The following is a 24,090-nucleotide window of genomic DNA, read 5'->3' on the forward strand; positions in this document are numbered from 1 at the left end:
AAAGCACCTCATTTATGCAAATATGCCGATAAATGCCTCGACGATATCTGGATCAAACTGTGTACCTGAACATTTCTTTATTTCTAATATCGCCTCTTCATGACTTCTTGCTTTGCGATAAGGTCTATCTTGAGTTATCGCATCATAAGTATCAATGACTGAGATGATTCTTGAAATCAATGGAATTTCCTTGCCTTTTAACCCATCAGGATACCCTGTGCCATCAAATCTTTCATGATGTGAGAGTATGCCTTCTGCGATGGATTTGAGATCAATGCTGCTCATTGCTATTTGATATCCGATGGAAGGGTGGGTTTTCATTATTTTCCACTCTTCATCTGTTAATTTCCCTGGTTTATTGATGATATTTGATGGAACGCCCACTTTACCAATATCATGAAGCAAAGCGAGTAGATATAAATCATCCATCGTGTTTTGTTTTAAGCCTAACTTATCGCCAACTTGGAGTGCAATACTGCCCATTCGCTCCATGTGATCTTGTGTTTCTTGCGAGTTTGCCATCATCGTTGCTTTTATAGATGACAATGAATCGCGATTATTTTGAGCTCTGGCAATCAGCTTTCTTCTATGCATGTAATCCTCAGCTGACTTAATAATGGTTTGCATGTCCTCTGAATCATTCACTTTAGTTTCAAATCCCATTGAAACCGAGAGTTGAAAGTCTTTTATATCAGACTTATAGATAAACTGTTTGGCATCTTCCTGGATGTTTATCATGACTTCATAGGTGTTAGAAGCTTCGCTATGAGGTAGTATTAATGAAAACTCATCTCCACCAGATCTAGCTACAACCACACCATCTTTTTCGTATTTTTTTAAGACATTAGCAAACTCTTCAATGACTTTATCGCCAAATTGTCTTCCAAAAACATCATTGATAAATTTCATGCCATCTAAGTCCGCTACCATGATTCCGATTGGGTATCTAGCTTCCTCAACATATTTATTTAGCATATGGTCGAAATATAACCTGTTTTTAAGTCCAGACAATCGGTCATGATACATTAAGTGCTCAATCTCTATGTCTTTTTGACGACGCTTATCTAAATCAATAATGATCCCTTCAATGGCAACGACTTCATTACTTTGACTATAAATTGGTTTACCTTTTTCGTAAACCCATTTTGATTTTCCTTCTTTAGTTACAATCATATACTCTTTCTCAAACTCATTACCAGTTTGAATTGAGTTTTGCCAATCGGTCCAAATTTCTTGTTGATAGTCTTGATGAACGATTCGGGAATAATTAAATGGCGCTTCGTTTTCCATTTCAAGTTTAGTATAACCTGTTAACTCATATACCCCATGAGACACAAATGTAATTGTTCTCGATTCATCTGGAAGCGATTGATAAATTAGACCTGGTAAATGATTTAATGCAATAGATTTGATGTCTTCGGATATTTTAAGTTGGTTTTCTAATTCTTTTTCTTTACTGACATCTTGGAAAGACATCACATAGCCTATGGTAGCATTCCCTTTAGTTCTTCTAGTGACACTAAACGTAACATCAATCCACGTCCCATCACTCTTAATGAACTTCGTGGTTTGATTGTAAAATGGCACCCTATCGAGCAAAGCACTGAACTTTGATCTGATTATGTTTTTTAAATGTGCAAACAATAAATTGAAAATATTAACGCCAATAACACTAGACTCAGAAATATAGCCTAGAATAGACAATGCGCTTTGATTTAGTGAGACAACTTTGTGTTCTTGGGACACAACCATAATGCCTTCTGCAATCGAATTCATAATCAAATGATGCTCTTCTTGTAAATGTTTATAGGCATCTTCAAAAGGTTCGCATTGCTCTGCCACTAACACAAACTCATTTCCTTTGTGTCCAATGATATTCACTTTAAACGTTTGCTCAAATTGCTTATGATAATAGTTAAACTCTTTTAAGTCCTTCTTGGATACCTCAAAAATCTGTTCGATGAAACCATCTACTTCTTTTGGGTCTTTGTGCTTTAAACTCTTCATGCTTTGTCCAATTAGTTCTGATTCAGATGTTCTCAACAGGTTATAAAATGCCTGATTAGCCTCTAAATAACGGTAATCAATTGGTTTATCTTCAGAATAGACCATTTCGCATCTAGCGTAGGCTATCTGACACTCGTTAATAATTCTTTCAAATACGAAATCATCCACTATATTGATCCTCTTTATCCTATATTGTAGTCTAACAAATTCATTATAAGTTAAACAAAGCGTTTTTACAACATGAATTTCTTTAATATGGCTTTGTTATCTATCGAAATCCATTTGTTTTTGGTAAAATAGAGATGGAGGATTTATCTATATGAGAGCACTTTTCTGTCCACATTGTGGAACAAGACTGACTGAAAAACGGATCGGCGATGAAGGCCTCGTCCCTTATTGTGATTCTTGTAAAAAGCCAATATTCGAATCATCTAGTGTATGTATTTTGACCATGGTTATCAATGAACTAAATGAAGTAGCTTTGCTGAAACAAAATTATGTTTCTAAAGATTTTTATGTGTTTGTTGCTGGATATTACAAACCAGGTGAATCTGCAGAAGATACCGTTAAACGTGAAGTGTTTGAAGAAATTGGTCAAACCGTTAATGAGTTGAAGTTCATAAAGAGTGAATACCATGAACGATTGGATACTTTGTTTTTATTGTATGTTTCAAAAGTCATCAAAGAACCCTTTGTGTTATCTTTTGAAGTGGATGATGCTTTTTGGGTGAAATTGCCTTTAGATGAATCATTACTTAATCAAAAAGGAGTGGCTTTAATGTTATATAAAGCCTATTTATCTTATGATGAGACTCGATAAATACCTTGCCCATGCTGGTTATGGCACACGTACTGAAGTAAAACAACTTATAAAAAAAGGCCTTGTAAGTGTAAATGGTGAAATTATACTAAAAGAAGACAAAAAGATTGATGAGGCGTTAGACGAAATCCTATTAGAAGGCTCTTTAACCAATTACAGACAATATGTCTATTTAATGTTACATAAACCTGATGGCGTCATCAGCTCGAACTATGACCCTTACCATAAAACTACAAAGTCTTTATTGGTAGGCTATGAAGCCTTTCAAACATTTCCAGTAGGAAGACTAGACATTGATACTGAAGGTCTTCTAATCGTGACCAATGATGGTCTATTAGCACATCAACTCTTATCGCCTAGATACCATGTTGAGAAAACCTATTATGTCGAATTTGAAGGCGACTATAAACAAATCTACCAATCTTTATTTGAGACTGGAATAACGTTAGACGATGGGTATTTATGCATGCCTTCAAAAATAGAAAAACTTGAAGGTAACAAGGCTTACTTAACCATCAAAGAAGGTAAGTTTCATCAAGTCAAAAGAATGTTTCAAAGTTTAGACATGAAAGTAACCTATTTAAAGAGGGTGACCTTTGGGCCAATCAAACTGGATGAAACACTAAAAAAGGGGTCCTTTAGAGAATTAACTCTTGAAGAAGTTAACTTACTAAGAGCATCCTGCAATAAACCGATTTAACCAAATTATTACAAATTAAATAATCTCTTATGTTACAATTATATAAGGTGGGTGAGACACATGTGGGATAACTTTATACACATATTAACAGTGACTTCAATTTGGGAACTGTTGTTGATTTTTTTAGCAAAAATTATAGAAGTATCAATAGGTACAATGCGCATTATTTTAATCTCAAAAGGATACCGTAAGTTAGGAACTATACTTGCGTTAATCGAGATTATCTTATGGGTATTTATTGCCAGCGGAGTCATAACTGGAATAAGTGAATCGCCTATGAAGGGTATTGTTTATAGCTTTGGATTTGCTGCTGGGGTTTTTGTTGGATCACTTATAGAACAAAAACTTGCCTTTGGTAAAGTTCAAATTCAAACGATTACAGATTTCGGTCATGGGAAGAAAATTGCGAATCATCTAAGGAATCTAGGGTATGGTGTTACAACCATTGATGCCATTGGGAAAGATGAGAAACGAATGGTGTTAATCACATTTGCGAATCGTAAGAGCGTTGTCTCAGTCATTGACAGCATCAGAGAAATACACCCAAATGCAATGGTTGTGTCCAATGACATATCCAATGTAACTGGTGGCTACATTATGCCACTTAGAAAACTTTTCAAATAACCACTAAGGCTAAATGCCTTAGTTTTTTTTACGTTTATTCTGTTTTAAATAGATAGATATCCTATTTTTTGAATTATTTCCCCGCCTTAAGCACTTAGATTGAAAAGCTAGTTGTGCTGTGCTAGAATGCTCATAAAGGAGATTAAAAAAATGAAATTATATCAAAAACTATTTGCAGAATTTTTAGGTACATTTGTACTTGTATTATTCGGTACAGGTGTCGCAGTGACAACAGGTCACTTAGGTGGATTAAATATTCTATTCACAGCTTTAGCATTTGGCTTATCCGTAGTTGTTATGGCAAATGCAGTAGGACACGTGTCTGGTGGGCACTTTAACCCTGCAGTATCGCTTGCTGCATTCTTAGAAAAGCGTATTACAGGTATAGAATTCTTATACTATGTTGTTAGCCAATTGGTTGGGGCATTACTGGCTTCAACAATGGTACTAGTGATTGTTGGATCAAATTCAAACTTAGGTTCAAACCTAGTTTCAACTGCACTTCCTAATACAGGATTTGCTGAACTACTAGTTGGACTATTGGTTGAAGTATTCTTAACATTCATCTTCATTACAGTCATTCTACAAGTTACATCCAAAGAAAAATCGTCTGTTGTTTCCGGTTTAATTATTGGGTTAACATTAACACTAATCATTATTTTCGGATTCCAATTAACCGGTTTAGGTGTTAACCCTGCAAGATCACTTGCACCAGCGATACTACAAGCTGGTAAAGCACTCGAACAAGTTTGGATATTCATCGTTGGACCACTAATTGGTGGCTATTTAGCACATCTGGTTCAAAAAATTCTTAAGTAATTATATAGAAAAATGAGCACTTTATCGAGTGCTCATTTTTCATAAGAAATCATAAGGGGATAATACTTTATCCTCTTTTTTATTGGTCGATAAGAATTCATCAAGCGTTGTTTGACGTTTTTCATTGAGTACTTTAGACGCTTTTTCTATCAAAGATAAATCCCCCACCAGAGTTAAGTGTGTCTTGGTTCTAGTTATGCCAGTATAAAGAAGTTCTTTTCTAAGCATTCTCTGATAGCCTCTTACAAGTGGCATGATAACAACTTTGTATTCGCTACCTTGAGATTTATGAATGCTGATTGCATAAGCTAGATTAATATCATCTAGTTCCGCTCTTGAAACTGTCACAACATGATCGTCGAAATCAATGTATAAAATATCTTGATCATTAGGGTCTTTTGAAATGTCTTTGATGATACCGATATCCCCATTCATAATGCCTTTTTCAGGATTATTGGAAAGTTGAATGACTTTATCGCCAATAACATAAGTTTTATCACCATAAGTAATCTTCTTTTTAGTTAAATCAGCATATCGTCTTTGTAAGGCAAGGTTAACGGCATCAATTCCCAATGGTCCTTTATACATTGGGATTAATACTTGAATATCTTCCTTCAACGAATACCCCATATCAAGTGCTTCATCAATGGTTCCGATGATAATGTCTAATACACCAGACTCCCCTTTTGAAACAAATTTTATATCTTCTTTCGACTCATAATCTAAGTCCGATACCGACTGGTTATTCACTTTTAGAGCTAAATCGATGATGCCGGAGTTTTTTGCTTGTCTATGGATTTCTTTTAACGCAATGACTGGCATGAACTTTGATGAAATTATGTCTGCAAGTATTTGACCAGGGCCAACAGATGGCAACTGATCTTCATCCCCAACTATGACAACCTGTGCACCAGATTTTATTGCCTTAAAGAGGTTTTCTGCTAGAAATATATCAATCATTGATGCCTCATCGATAATGATTAATTGATGTGGCAATTGAATGATCTCGTTATAGTAAAATACACCTTCATAGTTATACCCTAACGCTCTATGGATTGTAAGTGCCTTCATCGACATTACAGACTGCATACGTCTTGCGGCTCTTCCTGTTGGAGCTATTAGTAAAATGGATTCACTGGCTGATTCTAATTCTAAATCAATATCATTTTTAATCGCATAGATTTCTAGCAATCCATGGATAATTGTAGTTTTACCTGTACCAGGTCCGCCTGTAATTACAGAAATCGAACTGGATAGTGCGCTTTTAATCGCTTCTTTTTGCTTCTCTGAATACGTAATTCCTAGCTTTTGTTCTGTTAGCCAAACCAGGTTATCTGCTTCTGTTTCATCAATGGCTTCAATGTCCGTTTTTAGACGTTTAAGTTCATTGGCAAGCGAGGATTCACTGTTATAGATAGATTCTAAATAATATTTATCCTTATCCTTAATGATTCTATCAGAATCTATCAAAGATTTAAGTGCCTCTAATAGATTATTTTCATCTATGGTTTCATCAATCATATCCTTAGCAGCGTCAACGAGTTGATGGTCTTTAATATAGGTATCTCCTTTTTGTAAGGAAACGGTTTTAATCCCAAATAGTAATAAAGCTTCGATTCTTCGAGAATCTGTAGGGTTCATACCAAAGGTCATTGCAAGTTGGTCAGCCCGTTTAAATCCAATCCCCTCAATATCGTCAATTAGTCGATAAGGATTTTCTTTAATGACATCTAAGGCATCACTTCCATACTTAGAATAGAGCTTCATAGCCATTTTTGATGTCAAGCCAAACCCATATAACGATACTAGGGTCTGTTCAACTACTTGATTGTCATAAAGTTGTTTATAGAAACGTTCAATTTGAAGACGGTTTAACCCCATATTAAGAAGAGTTGTTTTATCATTCAAGATTTTCTTAATGGCATCATCACCAAGCGTATCGACTATTTTCTTTGCTCTAGTAGGGCCGATTCCAGTAAATAAATCACTGGATAAATAGCTGATTAGTCCTTGTTTGTTTTGGACTTCTGCCTTATTGAAAGAAACCACTTTGTACTGGATACCATACTTAGGATGACTGGTTTCTTCACAAACAAATGTATAAGTCACTTCTTTAGACAGTTCTGGGTAGTAACCAGTAATAATGACTTCATCCATGTTCTCAAGGACAATTTTAGCAATACTAAAACCGTTGTCTTCATTTCTGAATAAGTAATGTGTAATGTTGCCTGTAAGTGTAATCATGTTCGTCTCCTTTGATAAAAGTAAAGTACGACACTAGACATCAACAATAGTATCGATAAAATCATGAACATATAATGACCTAAATCATCGTAAAAGAATCCTGCCAAAACAGGTCCAATAATCGCACCAAGCGCAATTGAACTGGTTCTCGCACCCATCAAAATGCCTGGGGATACATCTTTGTATGTAGATAAATGATATGCAACAGTTGGTTCATAAACGGCTTTACCAGCTATGTATATGAGGTAGAAACTATAGGCAAATATCAAGAAGTAACTTTGATCAAATGCAAACGTCAAAAATGAGAAAATTGCTTGTACAAGTACTGAAAATACAAGGATATGTGTGTCTTTAAATCGAGAGGATAGTCTTGGAACAACTAGAAAACTAACAATTAATACAACCACACCTGTAACGAATACAATCGAACCAATATCGCTAGATTTATAGCCAATATCTGTCATGTATAAATCAACATACTTCGAGAAATTCGTTTGAGCAATTGAAATAATTGACATCATAATAACAAGCAAAAACAGGGGTTTAGAGAGTTTTCTTAATTGAGCTAACTGTTTAAACGCACTTTGTCTTGCTGAGGCTATTTTGACAGGTTCATGCACATTAACCAGTTTAATAGAAACAATCGCTAATAGAATGTTAAATGCCCCTTGAATATACATCAAGACATATTCTTTTCCTACGAAGAAATCGCCAATAAAACCGCCAATATAGTAGCCTAATGTCGATCCAATAACATTAAAGGCAACTATCAAAGATATGATTTTGGATTTACTGTCTTTAAAGTCATCATTTACACTAATGTGAGCAAGCACATTAGATATGACCGCACTTGCAAAGACACCGGCTGTAAAACGAACCAAAATAATTAAATAGATATTAACAAACAAACCAAAGAGTGCCTGACTAATTCCGTATCCCATAAGGCCGATAATTAAAACGGCTTTTCTATTTCTAGAATCGCCATAATTGCCCCAAAATGGAGCCATAATAAATTGTCCTAAATTCATACTCGCGAATATAATACCAAACAAACTCGAATCAACATTAATCGATCTTAGATGTGCTGGCGTTACAGGATGGGCAAGATTCATGCTTAATCCAACGAGCATGGAAAACCCAAACAGTATCCAAACTTTACGCATTAATAATTTCTCTTTTCACTATTTCTATAGACGGTATCAATAAATCCGCCGCCCACACAAACGTCACCTTCATAGATTGCGCAAGCTTGCCCAGGGGTTACAGCTCTTACAGTTTGTGGGTATCTAACCTCTAGGGTTTTATCATCAATAAATCTTAATTCGATATCGTTATCTTCTTGACGATATCTGAACTTAGCTGTGAATTTTCTTCCTTCTAAAGAACGGTCTCCACGCCAAGTTACATCGGTTACGATACAAGCATCGCTGTATAGATAATCATGGTGAAAGCCTTGTTCAACAAACAAAACGTTGTTAACAACATCCTTACCAACCACAAACCATGGTTCTAAATCGTATTCTTTAAGCCCACCAATACCTAGACCTTTTCGTTGTCCGATTGTGTAATTCATTAATCCATCGTGCTTTTTAATAAATGTCCCATCTAAACGTCTCATGTCGCCAGATTTCTTATAGATATAATTGCTTAAAAAGGCGTTAAAATGACGTTCTCCGATAAAACATATACCTGTAGAATCTTTCTTGATTGCAGTTGCTAGATTATGTTTTTTCGCAATCTCACGAACGTCTTTCTTATCAATATCTCCTAATGGGAACAGAGCTTTTTCGATTTGACTCTCTGTTAATTGTGATAGAAAATACGTTTGATCCTTGTTTTGATCTTTGGATCTTGCAAGTACGGTATGACCATTTCTAACTTCAGTTTTGGCATAGTGTCCCATTGCTATATAGTCTGCATCTAGGCGTTTCGCATAGTCTAAAAAAGCCTTAAACTTAATTTCTGTGTTACATAATATATCTGGATTTGGTGTTCTACCACGTTCATATTCATTTAAAAAATAGGTGAAGACTTGTTTCCAATACTCCTCAGTAAAATCCACTTTATGTAGTTTGATACCAAGTTGGTCTGCCACTTTTTTGGCATCCATATAATCCACTTCTTGAGCACATATTTCATCATTAACGGTAGGATTCCCGTAAACATCTTGATTGGCTGCGCTGTCCCAATTACGCATAAAAACCGCTTCAACATCATACCCTTGTTCGAGTAAAATGACTGCGGCTACGCTTGAATCAACACCACCACTTAATCCTAATATAACTTTCTTCATTTAATCACAACCTTTATGTCTGAAGGCAATCTAAAATCGCCCCTTGGGGATAAGGAAATATCCAGTACTTTTGGCCCGTCAGGTAGTACTTGTCGTTTAAACTGTTGAGCGTAAAAACGGTTCATGAACGCCTTGGATTTATCAATAGCGGTCACGGAATCAAGCCCAAACACTTCTTCTAACAAGAAAGCCATTTTAGTATGGTCATCTCCACATTTTAATAATCGATATAACAGAAAATCATTGATCATGTATTTTCCAATAATGTCTTCTGTGACCTGATCTTTAATAAGTTCAGGTGAAACTGGTGTATCAACAATATCTAATAATATTTCTTTAAGTTCTTTATACTCATTCGCATACTCACTAACCATAAATTTGACCAATGTCTTTGGCAATCCGGCATTAATGCCATACATACTCATTTGGTCACCACTATAAGTCATAAATCCTAAAGCGATTTCTGACAAATCACCCGTACCTAGTACAATGCCATTTTCCTTATTTGCAAGGTTCATTAAAAGCATTGTTCTTATTCTTGCTTGGGTGTTTTCATAGGTAATATCCGTTTTGTTTTCATCTTGTTCAATCATTTTAAAATGAGTTAAGGTTTCTTCAACAATGGATTTCTCTAATTGGGTAATTCCTAATTTATCCATCAATAGAATCGCATTTTGCTTGGTTCTACTGGATGTACCTAGTCCTGGCATAGTTACCCCAATGATATTGGTCGCTGGTCTGTTTAAAAACTTCATTGTATCTGAAGCAATCAATAAAGCCAATGTAGAATCTAAACCTCCAGAAACACCAATAATGAGCTTTTGATTGCCTAAATGCAATAATCGTTTAGCAAGTGCTTGGGTCTGAATGCGTTTAATGTCATTGAATGCTCTTATTGGATGTTCACTTGGAACAAAAGGATAAGGATTTAGTTTTTTATGAAAGTGAAAAACTTCTGTTATAGGAAACGAAATGGATACTCTAATGATATCAAATTGTTCTCTATGTAAAGAATCTTTAAGATTGTTATCATGTCTACGTTTGAAGTTTATTTCACCGAAATCAATCTCAGTTATTAAAACTTGTGTTTCTGGTGTATTGAAAAAAGCTTCTTCTCTCAAATCACCATTGATAGCGACCATATTATGTCCAGAAAACACCGTGTCACTTGACGATTCTAACATTCCTGATGAAACATATAAATATACTCCTGAATTACGTCTAGAGTTTTCCACAACTACCATTCTTCTAGTCTCGTTTTTGTATAAATACTCTGTAGAGGCAGAAAGATTTAAAATCATGTTCGCACCCATAAGCGATAAGGCATTACCTGGTGAGAAGTTTGTCCACATATCTTCACAAATCTCAACACCAAAACGAATGTCTTTATCTTTATCTTCAAACAAAATGTCTCCGAATGGTATGCGCTTATTGAAAAGCGTGACTTCCTTTAGTCTAATGTCTAAGCCTGAATTAAACCATCTTTTTTCATAGTATTCATTGGTGTTAGGTAAGTACTTTTTAGGGATAATCCCAAGAATTTCGTTGCCTCTAATTACACAAGCAACATTGTATAGTACACCTTCAATATCTAGAGGTAATCCAACGGCGACAATCCCATTAAAACTATTCTCTTTTAAAAATCTTTGAAGTTCTCTTTTGGTTTGGATAATCAACTCTTCTTGATAAAAAAGATCACCACAAGAATAGCCAGTAATCGATAATTCTGGAAACAAAACAAGTCCTGCTTTAATCTCTTTTAAAGCAAGAAGCATTTCATCTACATTAAATTTTGGATGTCCTACTTCTAGTTTTGGCGTCACTAAAGCAACTTTTAAAAATCCGTTTTTATACATAGTTTATACCTCATATAGATGATGTTTTTTGATATAGTTTAAGACACTTTCATCAAGTTCTTGTGTGTTTTCTTTTGGATTCTCTCTGAATCTAGATGATTTTTCTTTTAAATCTAAGTTTTCAATACTGAACCTTTCTAAAGGCAAATTAAGGTCTTTAATCATATCTTTAATTTGATGATCACGATCAATCGCAATAAATCGATAAGTAGAGATTAAACGATCGTTTTCTATCCAAGTTCCGATGTTTTTTAGATTATCAGCGCCTAATACGAAGAAAACCTCCTCATTGTATAACTTGGAGAAGTGATCCAATGCCGATACTGTTCCAGTAAATGTCTCTGTCTGTTCAAAGTCTGAGACAACAACACTAGTTTCCTCACTAATCAGTTTTAGCATCGCTTTTCGGTGCTCATAACTAACCAAACCCGATTTAGGATACTTATTGCCTACTGGCAAGAATATAAACAGAGATGGTGAGTATTTTTTCATTAAATAATCTTTAATTGTCTTATGAGCTTTAGTTGGGGGATTAAACGATCCACCATAGATTATTATCATATCATCACCAAAACAATTATATCATATCTATAGATATAATTATCTTAAGTAGACTTAATATTTGTGCTATAATAAAGATAAATCTAACACCCTAGAGGTAACCAATGATAAATGAACCAAATCAAAAACCAGATGAAAATGAACATACGTTTAAAACGATAGAAGCAAAACCTGTTACTTTAGACGAAAATTTCGATTATTTTGGTCAAAAACTCCATAGAAAAATACTATCAAAAATCTTGGTTTTAATAATTAAGATTCTTTTTGTCTACATTTATGGGTTCTTCTTCATTGGTTTTAGAGTGAAACATAAAGAAAACTATAAAAAACATAAGAAAAAAGGTGCTGTGATTGTCTCTAATCACGTACACCAATTTGACGCATTCTTACTAGGTTCATACTTTTGGCCAAAACGTTTATACTTCACCATGCTTAAAACCAATCTCGGACTTCCATTTGTTGGAAAGCTCTTTTATCTTGTTGGTGGTGCGCCAATTCCGGATACAAAAGATCAACTCATACGCTTCCAGGAGCAATTAAACGATAGGCTTCATCACAACTCGATGGTGGCTGTTTTTCCTTGAGCGTCACTTAGACCATACTGTGATCACATTAGACCTTTCAAAAAAGGTGCATTTCGTTTTGCATTCAATGCGAATGTTGATATAATACCTATGGTATTCGTTTTTAAGAAGCCAAAAGGTCTATTCAAACTCTTAAAAAAGAAACCATGTGTTCATTTGCATATTTTAGAACCCTATACATTGGTTCAAAAAGAAACTAAATATGAAACATTATCTTATAATACAGACGTTTTATATGAAATGATGAAATCATACTTTAATGCAAACAGTGATTACCTAGGAGGCGATTAAATGGACTCACGCGAGAGCTATTTTAATAAATTACGTAAAAATAATTTACGCATTACCAATAGCCGAAGAGCAATGATTGATGTGTTAGAAAATAACCATCTAACATTTAAAGAAATTCAAAATGCCTTGGCTAAAAAGGGATTTACAAATATTTCTACAATCTACAACAACCTTGATTTTTTAATTGAACAAAAAATAGTAGTTGAGTTATACATTAACGACACAAAGTATTATGACCTAGCTATTGATAATCCTATGCACAATGCAGACAGCCATGTTCACGTTGTTGTAAAAGATACCAATAAGATTACTGAGATTAACAACACTGATATATTTGATTATATCAAGCAAATTCCCGAACTGAAAGATTTACATTTAGACTACATTCGCATTACTATTGGTGCAAGAAAAAAGAAAACATACTAAAAAACAAACCGCTATATGACTGCCCTTGACTGAATAAGGACGTTCTATAGCGGTTTTTTTTACCAGTTATTAACAACTTTTTCAGCAAATCCAAATAAATTATTCACTTCTACTTTTGTCCCACTAGGTAATATAAAATATCCATTAAAATACCCAAATACCTGGTGTTGAATCGACTTGATAACCAATACATTCGAGTTTGAGTTCCTATCCACTACAGGTGAGAAGTCCAAATATATATCTTCTGTTTTTGACTTAAGAACCCATGGCATCATAAATTTGTCTTTGCCTGAATCCTTCGGAATAACAAACTCGATATCTTGGAATTTATAGTTTATCGAATCATAGTAAAACATGTTTTCAGATGCGTTTTTTGTATCGCCAAAGCCATAGCCTAAGTTAAAGCCAATTGGTTTGCCATTTTGTGTACCCGAAGCACTTGACCAATACCAAGTATTCTTATAGGTCCATACCCCTCTTCCCCAGTCCAATGTCCCATAAGCATTGTCTAATGGGTATATGGATGTTCCGATTCTAAATGAACCTTCTACTGTCATTAGGTTAATCTTATGATTATAGTAGAAATGTTTTGGTTTATCGAATGGCGTAGCAATCACAATGGATGTGTTCGGGTTTTCTTTTAGTACGACATCTAGACTAAACTTAGATCCTTGAAACTTGTTCACGTCGACTAATAACCTACGATGCCCGTTTTCATGTAAAAACTTAAATGAGAAGCCTTTTCTAGTAAAAACCAAATCCCCCATTTTAGAACTGTTTGGTAAGTTGAGTTTCTTAAATGGTATGCCCATTTTAGAAAATGTATGGTAGGTCTTTTTCTCAAAATCGAGTACGGTTACAGAAGCAAGCCACATATAACTGTTATCCGCAACCGTTAATGCAACCCCATGTTTGTTGTTGCCGATGTAGTAATAGTCCCATTCCTTAAGTCTTAGACCCTTGACATTTACATCCTTTTTATCATAGGTACGGATTAGGTCTTCATTATAGCCTTTTTCAATCAGTTCACCATTTTCATCAAGTAACATGCCTTTGGTCAATCTAACCTCTTGTTCCATAGTAACACCTCTTAAGTCTAGTATATCATAGAAGAAAAAAGAAACACAGTTCGTGTTTCTTAACTAACTAATTTTTCCAACAAAGCCAGAATTTTACTATATTTTATATCAGAATAATGAGTTATTGTGGTGGATTTTGCCACCATTTTCTTATGTTCATCTAAAAAATCATCGACCACGGTTTGATCTTTAATCACTAAAGAACATTCCCCTAATTTATAAAATGCAGCGTTATTTAAGTTCGTAGATCCAACAATAAAAGTATCATCTACAACCATTGCTTTTGCATGAACCAACCCTTCATAAAGGTAAATGAATGCCCCTTTTCGATAGAGTTTTTTCAACAACATTAAGTTGAAGTGGGTTTGAAGATTGGAAACCTTGGAAGTCAATATTTCCACTTTAATGCCCTTTTTAAGTGCATTCAAAATTGCTTTAGTTGACGTCTTTGCTCCAAAATAGGCCATATGCATAACAATCTTTGACTCTGCTTGATTAAACATTTTTGGGATTAGAATGCTCGCCTCAGGTTCATGTGCGTTTGTTACAACCTCAAGTACTCTAGTTGAATCAAAAGCTTTTCCGTTTAATCTTTCCTTAAAATACACAATAAAGGCTTCATCTTCGATTTGAACCATATAATCTTTATAGACTCTTCCCTGAATATCTTTACCATCTTCTTTATCCTCAATGTTAACACCACCCATAAATAGGATTCTGTCATCAATAATATAGTATTTGGTATGGTCTTTCAAGACACTTTGATTAAGGGTTAAGTTCGGGTGATTAAGGACTTTATCTAATAATGGGTTGGGATTTTGATTGTACCCTTTTGGTTTTCTTTTATCAGAATACATCCAATCAATTCCTCTGATAAGTGGTGAAAGTTTTCTGTTTTTCTGTTTATGAAAAAGACTTTGTTTGTTTTCTTCCGATTTCTCGAATATCGAACCGTACTCATCTTTCTTAATGATGACTTTTACACCACGATTTAAAGCCTGGTATACATGTTCTAAAACCACATTACCAATGTTATCATCTCTCCAAATAAACATTTGGATTTCGATTGTGTGAGTTGCTTCATCGATAAGTTTGGAAGCTCTAATAAAGGCTTCGTGTCCGCTTTTAATTAGTTCCATTAGTTCTTAATAGCAGCTCTTAGTTTTGCTGATAAAGAGCGACTATTCTCCTTAAGTTCCTCTTCACTAGGAAGGATTGGTTTACGATTATAAAGTCTAAGTGGCGCCAATTGATTTGATAAAATCGGTACGCCTTTTGGGACTTTGAGTTCGCTATACTCTTTAAAGAAGTGTTTAATCAGTCTATCTTCTAAACTATGGAAGGTTATGACAGATATTACGCCATCTTTGTTAAGCATATTAATGATTTTGGGCAAGGTTCTTTCAAGAACGCCTAGTTCATCATTAACTGCGATTCTCAATGCTTGAAAGACCTGTTTAGCTGAATGAGACTTTTGAAGGTACTTATATTGATCGGTAATCTTAACCAAATCAAAAGTGGTATTTAATGGTCTAAGTTCAATGATTTTCTTCGCAATCGGTCTGGCAAAATCTTCTTCTCCATATACTTTGAAAATATATGTAAGTTCATCTAAAGAATATGTATTTACGATGTCGTAAGCACTCTTTTTAGCATCTTGGTTCATTCTCATATCAAGACGAGCGTCTTGCATATAAGAGAATCCCCTTGAACCATCATCTATTTGAAATGAAGACATCCCTAAGTCCATAATAATGCCATCAATTTTGGTGATACCCAATTTAATAAGTTCTTCTTCTATGAATTCAAAGTTACGGTTAATTGCGGTAAAATTGTTAAATCTTTCTAGTCTTTTCTTCGCTTGGTTGATGGCGAATATATCTTGATCAAACCCATACAAATGACCGCCATCAAGACGTGATAAAATGGCTTCTGAATGACCGCCACCCCCAAGGGTTGCGTCCACGTAGATGCCATCTTTTTTAATATTGAGTGATTCAATAGTTTCTTTTAGTAATACTGAGTAGTGTTTCATATTATTTCTCATCGAAATATCGATATTTCAATATCGCATCGTTCATTCTCTTATAATCATAAAATGCGTTTGATATTTCTTCAATTCGGTCTGTATAAAGCTCATTATCAATCCATCTCGATGGAAGAATTAAGTGATAATCATCTGTAAACAAGTCTAGTGTCATTGGGTTATAGGCAAATGTTTTATCGCTTGATAAGATGTCTACGCCAAAATGATAATTTTCGTTTAAGTTAAACAGATTAGCAAGCGTTCTTTTGGTGTCTGTTTGTCCTCTTACCAATGAGGTATCCACATCTATAGATTTCAAATCCATTCCTGGTGCATAAATCATAAATGGTACATTGTGCGATAACTTTTGATAGTCTATATGAGTAAGATCAGGATAAATTTGATTTAAATCATACATGGTTAATCCTGCGGTATGATCACCATACAATACAAACACAGTTTCTTCAAGAAGGTTCAATGATTGAAGTGTTTCAAACAAAGCCTTTAGCGTGTCATCGGTTCGTTTTGCATAATCCAAGTAGTTCGCTAAATCGCCCTTTAATACTGCTTCCCAAGGGTTTATACCTGTAATACCTTCAAAATCAAAATAAGGTGTATGTAGAATGGTTGTTAAGGCAAATATAAATTGCAGTTCATCTTTTTGAAGCGTGTCAATTAAGTATTCAAATATAACAGTATCATCAACCCAACCATTAATGGTTTCGGTTTCAGGATTGTAATACCCTTTATCTAGAAGCACTTCCATACCTGCAAAGTTATTTTCGTTAAATCCGAACGTAGCATAATTCTCCCTACGCTTATAGAAGGTTTCAGTAGAACCGTTCATTGCATAGGTTTCATAGCCTTTTTCCGAAAACAATCTTGGGAGTGTCTCAAAATTATTGGCGATGTAATCAAAATAGGTCACAATTTGACCAGTAGCACTCATACCAGTAAGTGTCGCAAATTCAGCGTCACTTGTCTTACCGACTCCAATTTGAGAGTAAAAGTTATCGTAGTAAAGGGTGCTATTGTCACGTATTAAACTATTTAAAAATGGTGTGATTTCATAAGTCTCCTCTTCAATACCCACTTCGAGATTTAAAACAAAATCATTCAATGATTCAAGTTGTAATAAAACGAGGTTCTTCCCTTCAAATAAACCCTTAAAATCTGGATTATTGCAGGTAGTTTCATCTAAAAAATTGAGTGGGCACTCTGACTTAACGTTTGTAATAAAGTCTTCGATTTCTATCGCGAGATCAGATTCTTCGTCAATGACAGGTTCGCCTGATCCTAGTGTGTAGCTTAGTAAGTCGTTAATGTAGTAGTTGTAAAGGCCCATGGTTTGAACCCCTTTTAAGGCTACTCTATTTTCTTCATAAAATGAAGATTTGATGATGTTTTGATAGGACAGTTGAGAAACACCAACCATCATCAAACTTAATAGAAAAACATTCATCATCTTTATATTCATTTTCAAGTTCTTGTTTAGGTACTTAGATTCCTTAAATGGTCTTTTGGTCCATACAAACACAATGATATACAAGAAAAAGAACGCTGGAATAATCGCAATGTACTGTTTCATTCTAAATAGATTTCGCCATAAATGAATAGTCAATTGTTGACCCAATACTGGTGCACTATTCGAGAAGGTTCTCGCATTAAAGAATGAGAAGGCAGTTCCGTAATAGAATGAATATATTTTTAAAGAGAATACGACTACAGATAATGCGATTCCCATAATTGAAACGGTTGTAACAAAAGTAGCTTTACGTTTACTAAACAAATAGGCAATGACAATCAGGAGAATCAGCACGCCTAAATCACCTAAGGAAGCATTGAGCGAAACCAAAAAATCTTCATTATAAAGATTCATTCCTGGATTGAACATTTGTGCTGTTACCATGAGTCTATTCAACATCAACAACACAATAAATGAAATTATAGTTAATATGATAATTGCATTACCACTTAATCGCTTCATAAAAATACCTCAAATCTCATATTTATACAAGTATATCATAATCCTTTATAAAGGATTTGTAAAGAAAAAGGAAAAAATAGGAAAAAAGTTATACATAAGTATAAAGAAAAAGATGCCTCTTGGCATCCTTCTTTAAAGCTTATTCAGCTTCTTTGACGTTAACTACTTTTTTACCTTTGTATTCACCAGTAATTGGAGAAACTCTGTGAGGTAATACTAAGTCACCCGTTTGTGGGTCTACCACTAAAGTAGGTTTGCTTAGTTTGTAGTGTGTACGACGTTTTCTTTTTGCAGTCTTAGACGTGCGGCGAAAGGGAACTGCCATTTTCACACCTCCTATTTATTGTTAAAATGGTCTTTAAGTTGAGCAAATACTTCATTCACTTTAGGTTCTTCTTCGAACTCGGTTAGATCAGCATCATCCGCATAAACCTTGAGTGGAATTTCGCATATCAATGCGCCCCAAACAATTTCTGCTAAATCAACTTTATCATTAACGATTCGATATTCAGATTCTAATTCGTCTGAAACATCCTCTTCTATAGTGAAACTTAAATCGTATGGTACTGGTTTAAGTGTCAATGCGCATGGTAATATCACTTTTGTACTTACTTCAAATTTAAATAGAATATTTCTTTGCGTTAAAAATGACACAGTGCCTGTTACTTGAACAGGATTGATGTCATAAAGTATGGTTTGATCGACTAAACGGTCTTTAAAATCCAATTTAACGTCTATACCATTCAAAGAACATTCATTTTTGAGCTTATCAAGTGTGTAAATCATATTATCACCAGCTGTTTAATTATACATGGTTTTATTTTGAAAGTCAATCAAAAACAATAACTGTCCTTTCAAGAATAAAGACCTCTAAATAGAGGCCAAAAGTAAACTATAATCCGCGTTTCATTCTTAGAAACTCTAAGATGTCTGAAAGAACTTTTTGTGTATCTTTTTGAATGCTGACACCCTTTTTAAGTTCTGTTTCTTTTTTAATGATGTCTTTTAGTCTCACAACAATCGTTTGGTTGTTAACTAAATTCAGTTTTAGATCAATCAAATGATGGAATGACTTTTTAGTCATAAATCTAGTTGACTGAGTTTCAACAGATACGATTGTCTGATAAGGTACTTCTACTGCATGATCATCCGAAAACAAGTTTTCTTCATGGTTAACAAGCGTTTGATAATAGAAGAGTTGTTGTTCTCCAAACAACAGAACCGTTAATCTTGAATGGTTATAGCGGATTTTATCCTGTTTTTTCCCGAGTTTGAATCTAAGCTTAAGTCCCTTATAAAAAGCTTCTGGCATGGAAATCACAAGCGGGCTAAACTCATTTGTGTGTTCTGCTTGTAGCCCAAGCGTTTCCAATGCTCTTTGAACAGCATTTTCATAGTCTTTTTCTACAAATGAATCAAACTTAGATGCACCCTCCATGCGTTTATTAAAGTACTTCTTCATGAAACGATGTCTTTCGGCAATTTCATGTCTTTCCTTCTCAATTAGGAGTTTTTGAGCTTTCTTTTCTTTTCTGGTAAGACCCATAACCGTCTCCCCTTCCACTAAATCTACTCTTATTGTATCAATAGATGACCCGGTAGTCAATTAATCACATTGTGAAAATGGCTCTGTTTTCGATAATTTACAGAAAAAAAGCCACTTTCAAATGGAGTGGCTTTAAATGATTGATAGCTTGGGTTAGTGTGTTAAAATCGAAACAACAATCATTGCTACAAAAAGAATAGATGTAATAGCAGTGAAGCGCATTAAGAATAATTCAACGCCTCTTGCTTTAGAGTTCTTAAAGAGTTCTGATTTTTCACCACTGAAGGCTGATGCAACGTTGTCTTGAGATGATTGTAGCGCTACTGAAACAATTAAAAATAGCCCTAGCACTAAAACAATATAATCCGCAAAATTCATGTGAAAACCTCCTAAAATACACTTTATTGTAACAATAAATACTGCTTTTGTCAACGAGATAAACTAACTAAATAACTTATCTGCGTCGTTGATCATTGTAAGGGTAGATTGGTACCCTCCTGATACGATATACCAGCTCACTGAATCTAAATTAATTATTCTAGAATTCTTGTAGGCATTCGTAGACTTGACGAGATCATTATCCAAAACACCAATGGATGCTTCTCCACCAGTTGCTTGTGATCTATCTACAACGAAAATCACATCTGGATTTAATGTTTGAACATATTCAAATGATACATTGTCGCCATGAGCGTTGGCATCAGCATTACCAAAGTTTGGATCTGCTGCTTGGAAGCTAAGTTCATTATGGATAAATCCGAATCTAGAGCCAATTCCATAGCCAGAAATGTCATCTCCGTTGGTCATTAGGATTAAAGACTTAAATCCACTTTCAATAGCTTTTGCCTTAACTTCACTTGTTTTGGTATCTAGCGTTTCTGCCATTTCATCGAACTTATCGTGTCCACCAAAAATCAGTTTGAAGTTTGCAAGTGTTGCCTTAACAGATTTTAGGTAATCAGTGTTATCTACTGCCACATTAAGGACTGCAACATTGCCAAGTTCTTTTTTCAAGCTGTTATAGCTCCAACTGCTTCTACTAGAGATAATTACTAAATCTGGGCTGAATAAATCCAGGTCATCAAAACTTGGTTCAAACAGTGTGCCTGCGTTTGTTACAGAATCTGTGTTGTATTTTGATAAGTATGCTGGGACATTGGATTTTACGATTGCAATTTTTTCAATTCCAAGGGCTTCAAGTCCAATAAAATCTAGAATGTCTAATGCACCAAAATCAAAAATTGCAACCTTTTTAGGATTGGTTGGAATCACTTCAGTGATGGTTTCTGTGGTTGCATTCGGGTCATTTCTAACCTCAGCTTTTGTGATTACTTGAGTAATCGATACAGTTTCTGGATAAGCTTCATCATCACCAACAATGGTGCATGCTGTTAATATAGATACACTAAATACTAGTGCAATTGCTAAAAATAGTTTTTTCATATAGCTTCTTCTGGTTCTCCTTGGTAGTATATACAATATTTCTTTCCGTTAACCCCTGCAATGCAGAATTCATGGTCGAATACATAGTCTAATACGCCTTTATCCATGATTTCATCTGGGGTACCTTCTTTAATGATTTTGCCATCTTTCATCGCGATTATATGATCAGAGAAAGTAGCTGCAAAGTTAATGTCATGTAAAACAATCATGACGGTTTTTCCTAATTTTTGTACTAGATCTTGTAATATAAGCATCATATCCACTGAATACCTCATGTCAAGGTTATTAAGCGGTTCATCTAATAAGACATACTTAGTGTCTTGCGCAACAATCATTGCGATATAAGCACGTTGTTTTTGACCACCAGACAATTGGTTGATGTTTTTATTTTCGACTTCTTTTAATCTTAAGAACTTAATTGCTTCATCGATTTTAAGTTCATCTTCTTTAGTTAGATTGCCTTTTGAGTGTGGCCACCTTCCGAATGAAACCAATTCTCGAACCGTTAAGTTCACTTGAATTTGGTTGGTTTGCTTGAGGATTGCTATTGCTTTTGCAAACTGATTCGGTTTTATTTTATTGATGTTAACCTCATCTAAATAGACTTCACCTTGATCTGGGGTTAAGAGTTTGGATAAAACCCCTAATAAAGTAGATTTGCCTGCCCCGTTAGGACCGATTAATGCTGTAACAGCGCGTTCTTTAATCGAAATATTAATGTCGTCCAAAACGACGAGGTTGCCATATTTTTTAGATACATTTTTAATCTCAATCATGACTTTTTATCTCCTTTTATCAAAATGATAATCATATAGATACCACCGACTAAATTAATTAGTACTGATAGTGATGTGTTAAGCTTAAATACTTGTAATACGAATTGTCCTAATACTAAGAATACAATCCCCAGTAAAGATGAGACAAAGAATATTGGTTTGTGGTAATCGGTTTTAAGGATTTCTCTTGCTAAATTCACACTGAGTAATCCTAGAAACATTAATGGACCCACGAGTGCGGTTGAGACACTAATCAATATCGAGATTAGAATCAAACTCTTGTTCATCATCTTTAAGTAATCTATTCCAAGACTTTTTGCTTGGTCTTCCCCTAAATTCATAACATCGAAGTATTTCAAATCTTTAATCATGAATAAGAGTGTAATGACCATAACTGGTAGTGCAACCAACCACAAGATGTCTGTGTTCATGTTGGTCAATGAAGGCATTGTTCTTGAAGTAACTACTAAGAAATCCTCTGGATCAATGACTCTATTTAAGAAGGAAGTTAAACTTCCCATTAATGTTCTAAATACCATTCCAACCAATAATAACAAGGCTAGATTGTTCTTACCCTTTCTAAGGACAAACCCATATAACAACATAGATGTTCCCACCATTAAGGCGGTAGACAGTATGAAGTTATAATAAGCATTTGCGATTAAGATCGTTTGAGACCCAAACACAAATACGATTAAGGTTTGAGAGAGGATAAACGTTGAATCAAATCCAATGACACTTGGGGTTAATACTCGGTTGTGTGTTAGTGTCTGAAATACAAGTCCGGTTATGCCCATTGTAATGGCAACAATAATCATTGCTACTACTCGTGAAAAACGTCTGGATAGGCCTCTGGTCAACTGACCGACCGTAATGACATCTACACCAGCTAACCAGTAAAACAAGTAAAGTAAGACAGCAGATAACGCGATAATACTTATAATCGTGATAGGTTTTATATGTCTACTTTGCATAGTTAACCCTCCTATAGATTAGGTATAGGAAAACGATGCTACCAATGACACCCATGGTTAGGGATACTGGGATCTCATATGGGAAGATAAGTATCCTAGAAATGATGTCTGCAAATAAAACAAACACACTCCCGAATAATACGACATCCCATGAGGTCTTCTTAACGTTGTCACCATAGTAGATTGAAACCAAGTTAGGTACTACTAATCCAATAAATGGAATGGAACCTACGACAACATAAATGGAGGCTGTCACCAATGAGATGATTAACAATCCAATCATCATCGTTTGTTTATATTTAACACCTAAGTTTTTTGCGAAATCTTCGCCCATACCTACGATGTTAAACTGAACCATGTAGATGAATGCAACAATAATCGGAATAATCGCGATGTATAGCAATTCATTGTTTCCTGAGATCTTTGTTGTAAAGCTCCCGAGACCAATCGTATCAATGAATTGAGTTGCATTAAATTGAAATGCAATAAAGGATACGATTGCCGATATGATTGACCCAAACATCATCCCTATTAAAGGCACATAAATATCATTCTTAAACTTAATCTTCTGAAGAATCGTTATGAAAACAAAACTTCCGATGACTGCAAACATGAATGCGAACAGTAACTTTGAAGTCATACTCAAACTACCCAAGAATAAATAGGCTACTAGTAAACCTAATTGAGCAGAATCGGTAACCCCCACTACTGAAGGTGAAATGAACTTATTTTTACTAATTGTTTGCAATATTAAGCCACTTAAAGAAAGCCCAACTGCTGTAACGATAATCGACACAGTTCTAGGTACTCTTGACGTCCAGATTAAGAACCAAGCCTCTTTATCTAGTTGGATAATATCTATAATTGTTATATTCGCAACCCCTATTGAAATTGAGGCAATGATTAGAACTATGAAAGCGATTATTAACCATACTCTCTTTTTCATCTACAACCCACCTTATGTTTTACATACTCATTATATTTTTAAAGGGGGGTCAGTTCAAAAGATATGATAAACATTATAAATAGGGTGT

25 protein-coding genes are annotated in these 24,090 nt (G+C 34.7%); 7 read left to right on the forward strand and 18 right to left on the reverse strand.

Annotation, left to right across the window (positions count from 1 at the left end):
• Positions 1–12: 12 nt before the first annotated feature.
• The gene (locus JN09_RS00245) at positions 13–2,175 is read right to left on the reverse strand and encodes a sensor domain-containing diguanylate cyclase/phosphohydrolase (protein WP_204431789.1); all 2,163 of its coding nucleotides are present in this window, start codon (positions 2,173–2,175) and stop codon (positions 13–15) included.
• Between the two features lie 151 nt (positions 2,176–2,326).
• Between JN09_RS00245 and JN09_RS00250 the strand changes: the two genes are divergently transcribed.
• The 4 genes from JN09_RS00250 to JN09_RS00265 all read left to right on the forward strand — a co-directional run bounded on the left by JN09_RS00250 (position 2,327) and on the right by JN09_RS00265 (position 4,970).
• Positions 2,327–2,827, forward strand: a complete 501-nt coding sequence (locus JN09_RS00250; protein WP_204431790.1) for an NUDIX domain-containing protein — start codon at positions 2,327–2,329, stop codon at positions 2,825–2,827.
• Positions 2,814–3,527, forward strand: coding sequence for a pseudouridine synthase (locus tag JN09_RS00255; protein ID WP_204431791.1), 714 nt, complete (start codon positions 2,814–2,816; stop codon positions 3,525–3,527). Before JN09_RS00250 ends, JN09_RS00255 begins: the two co-directional genes overlap by 14 nt.
• 60 nt (positions 3,528–3,587) lie before the next feature.
• Positions 3,588–4,151 carry a DUF2179 domain-containing protein gene (locus JN09_RS00260; protein WP_204431792.1) on the forward strand — a complete coding sequence of 188 codons (564 nt, stop codon included), beginning with the start codon at positions 3,588–3,590 and terminating at the stop codon, positions 4,149–4,151.
• A 150-nt stretch (positions 4,152–4,301) separates the two neighbouring features.
• Complete coding sequence (locus tag JN09_RS00265) at positions 4,302–4,970, forward strand: MIP/aquaporin family protein (protein WP_204431793.1); 669 nt, start codon at positions 4,302–4,304, stop codon at positions 4,968–4,970.
• Positions 4,971–5,009: 39 nt separating this feature from the next.
• On the opposite strand, the gene recD2 is transcribed toward JN09_RS00265, so the two are convergent.
• Genes recD2 through JN09_RS00290 form a run of 5 tightly spaced genes read right to left on the reverse strand, consistent with a single transcriptional unit; the run spans position 5,010 to position 11,924 of the window.
• Positions 5,010–7,214 (reverse strand): SF1B family DNA helicase RecD2, encoded by a 2,205-nt coding sequence (gene recD2 / locus JN09_RS00270; protein WP_204431794.1) that lies wholly within the window; start codon positions 7,212–7,214, stop codon positions 5,010–5,012.
• Entirely contained in the window at positions 7,211–8,377 is a 1,167-nt protein-coding gene (locus tag JN09_RS00275; RefSeq protein ID WP_204431795.1) for an MFS transporter, read from the reverse strand. Before JN09_RS00275 ends, recD2 begins: the two co-directional genes overlap by 4 nt.
• A complete protein-coding gene (mnmA, locus tag JN09_RS00280; RefSeq protein WP_204431796.1) occupies positions 8,377–9,507 on the reverse strand; it encodes a tRNA 2-thiouridine(34) synthase MnmA in 1,131 nt (376 codons plus the stop codon). The genes JN09_RS00275 and mnmA overlap by 1 nt, the downstream gene beginning before the upstream one ends.
• Complete coding sequence (locus JN09_RS00285) at positions 9,504–11,363, reverse strand: NAD(+) synthase (RefSeq protein WP_204431797.1); 1,860 nt, start codon at positions 11,361–11,363, stop codon at positions 9,504–9,506. Before JN09_RS00285 ends, mnmA begins: the two co-directional genes overlap by 4 nt.
• A 3-nt stretch (positions 11,364–11,366) precedes the next feature.
• A complete protein-coding gene (locus JN09_RS00290; protein WP_204431798.1) occupies positions 11,367–11,924 on the reverse strand; it encodes a nicotinate-nicotinamide nucleotide adenylyltransferase in 558 nt (185 codons plus the stop codon).
• Positions 11,925–12,028: 104 nt separating this feature from the next.
• Here JN09_RS00290 and JN09_RS00295 point away from each other — a divergent pair, with 104 nt between their 5' ends.
• The 3 genes from JN09_RS00295 (at position 12,029) to JN09_RS00305 (ending at position 13,225) form a co-directional block, all read left to right on the forward strand.
• Complete coding sequence (locus JN09_RS00295; protein ID WP_204431799.1) at positions 12,029–12,508, forward strand: 1-acyl-sn-glycerol-3-phosphate acyltransferase; 480 nt, start codon at positions 12,029–12,031, stop codon at positions 12,506–12,508.
• Positions 12,509–12,598: 90 nt separating this feature from the next.
• Positions 12,599–12,799 carry a hypothetical protein gene (locus tag JN09_RS00300; RefSeq protein ID WP_204431800.1) on the forward strand — a complete coding sequence of 67 codons (201 nt, stop codon included), beginning with the start codon at positions 12,599–12,601 and terminating at the stop codon, positions 12,797–12,799.
• Entirely contained in the window at positions 12,800–13,225 is a 426-nt protein-coding gene (locus JN09_RS00305) for a Fur family transcriptional regulator (RefSeq protein WP_204431801.1), read from the forward strand. It begins immediately after the preceding gene.
• A gap of 59 nt (positions 13,226–13,284) precedes the next feature.
• Here the strand turns inward: JN09_RS00305 and JN09_RS00310 are convergent, their stop codons facing one another.
• The 12 genes from JN09_RS00310 to JN09_RS00365 all read right to left on the reverse strand — a co-directional run bounded on the left by JN09_RS00310 (position 13,285) and on the right by JN09_RS00365 (position 24,002).
• On the reverse strand, positions 13,285–14,304 hold the full coding sequence (locus tag JN09_RS00310; RefSeq protein WP_204431802.1) for a DUF2804 domain-containing protein: 1,020 nt from the start codon (positions 14,302–14,304) through the stop codon (positions 13,285–13,287).
• Between the two features lie 59 nt (positions 14,305–14,363).
• Entirely contained in the window at positions 14,364–15,443 is a 1,080-nt protein-coding gene (locus JN09_RS00315; RefSeq protein ID WP_204431803.1) for a phospholipase D-like domain-containing protein, read from the reverse strand.
• Positions 15,443–16,351, reverse strand: coding sequence for a 16S rRNA (cytosine(1402)-N(4))-methyltransferase RsmH (gene rsmH / locus JN09_RS00320; protein WP_373422795.1), 909 nt, complete (start codon positions 16,349–16,351; stop codon positions 15,443–15,445). The genes JN09_RS00315 and rsmH overlap by 1 nt, the downstream gene beginning before the upstream one ends.
• Positions 16,341–18,317: an LTA synthase family protein gene (locus JN09_RS00325; protein ID WP_204431805.1), complete on the reverse strand. Its 1,977-nt coding sequence runs from the start codon at positions 18,315–18,317 to the stop codon at positions 16,341–16,343. The genes rsmH and JN09_RS00325 overlap by 11 nt, the downstream gene beginning before the upstream one ends.
• 139 nt (positions 18,318–18,456) lie before the next feature.
• Positions 18,457–18,642 carry a 50S ribosomal protein L32 gene (rpmF, locus tag JN09_RS00330; protein ID WP_204431806.1) on the reverse strand — a complete coding sequence of 62 codons (186 nt, stop codon included), beginning with the start codon at positions 18,640–18,642 and terminating at the stop codon, positions 18,457–18,459.
• An 11-nt stretch (positions 18,643–18,653) separates the two neighbouring features.
• On the reverse strand, positions 18,654–19,103 hold the full coding sequence (locus JN09_RS00335) for a YceD family protein (RefSeq protein ID WP_204431807.1): 450 nt from the start codon (positions 19,101–19,103) through the stop codon (positions 18,654–18,656).
• Between the two features lie 106 nt (positions 19,104–19,209).
• Complete coding sequence (locus tag JN09_RS00340; RefSeq protein WP_204431808.1) at positions 19,210–19,863, reverse strand: hypothetical protein; 654 nt, start codon at positions 19,861–19,863, stop codon at positions 19,210–19,212.
• A 153-nt stretch (positions 19,864–20,016) separates the two neighbouring features.
• Positions 20,017–20,241 carry a preprotein translocase subunit SecG gene (gene secG, locus JN09_RS00345; protein ID WP_204431809.1) on the reverse strand — a complete coding sequence of 75 codons (225 nt, stop codon included), beginning with the start codon at positions 20,239–20,241 and terminating at the stop codon, positions 20,017–20,019.
• Positions 20,242–20,304: 63 nt separating this feature from the next.
• Complete coding sequence (locus tag JN09_RS00350) at positions 20,305–21,306, reverse strand: siderophore ABC transporter substrate-binding protein (RefSeq protein WP_204431810.1); 1,002 nt, start codon at positions 21,304–21,306, stop codon at positions 20,305–20,307.
• A complete protein-coding gene (locus tag JN09_RS00355; RefSeq protein WP_204431811.1) occupies positions 21,303–22,082 on the reverse strand; it encodes an iron ABC transporter ATP-binding protein in 780 nt (259 codons plus the stop codon). The genes JN09_RS00350 and JN09_RS00355 overlap by 4 nt, the downstream gene beginning before the upstream one ends.
• Entirely contained in the window at positions 22,079–23,056 is a 978-nt protein-coding gene (locus tag JN09_RS00360; RefSeq protein WP_204431812.1) for an iron chelate uptake ABC transporter family permease subunit, read from the reverse strand. The genes JN09_RS00355 and JN09_RS00360 overlap by 4 nt, the downstream gene beginning before the upstream one ends.
• Entirely contained in the window at positions 23,046–24,002 is a 957-nt protein-coding gene (locus JN09_RS00365) for an ABC transporter permease (protein ID WP_204431813.1), read from the reverse strand. The genes JN09_RS00360 and JN09_RS00365 overlap by 11 nt, the downstream gene beginning before the upstream one ends.
• Positions 24,003–24,090 lie beyond the last annotated feature (88 nt).

This window comes from Paracholeplasma morum (assembly GCF_016907055.1).
Lineage (GTDB): Bacteria > Bacillota_I > Bacilli_A > Acholeplasmatales > UBA5453 > Paracholeplasma > Paracholeplasma morum.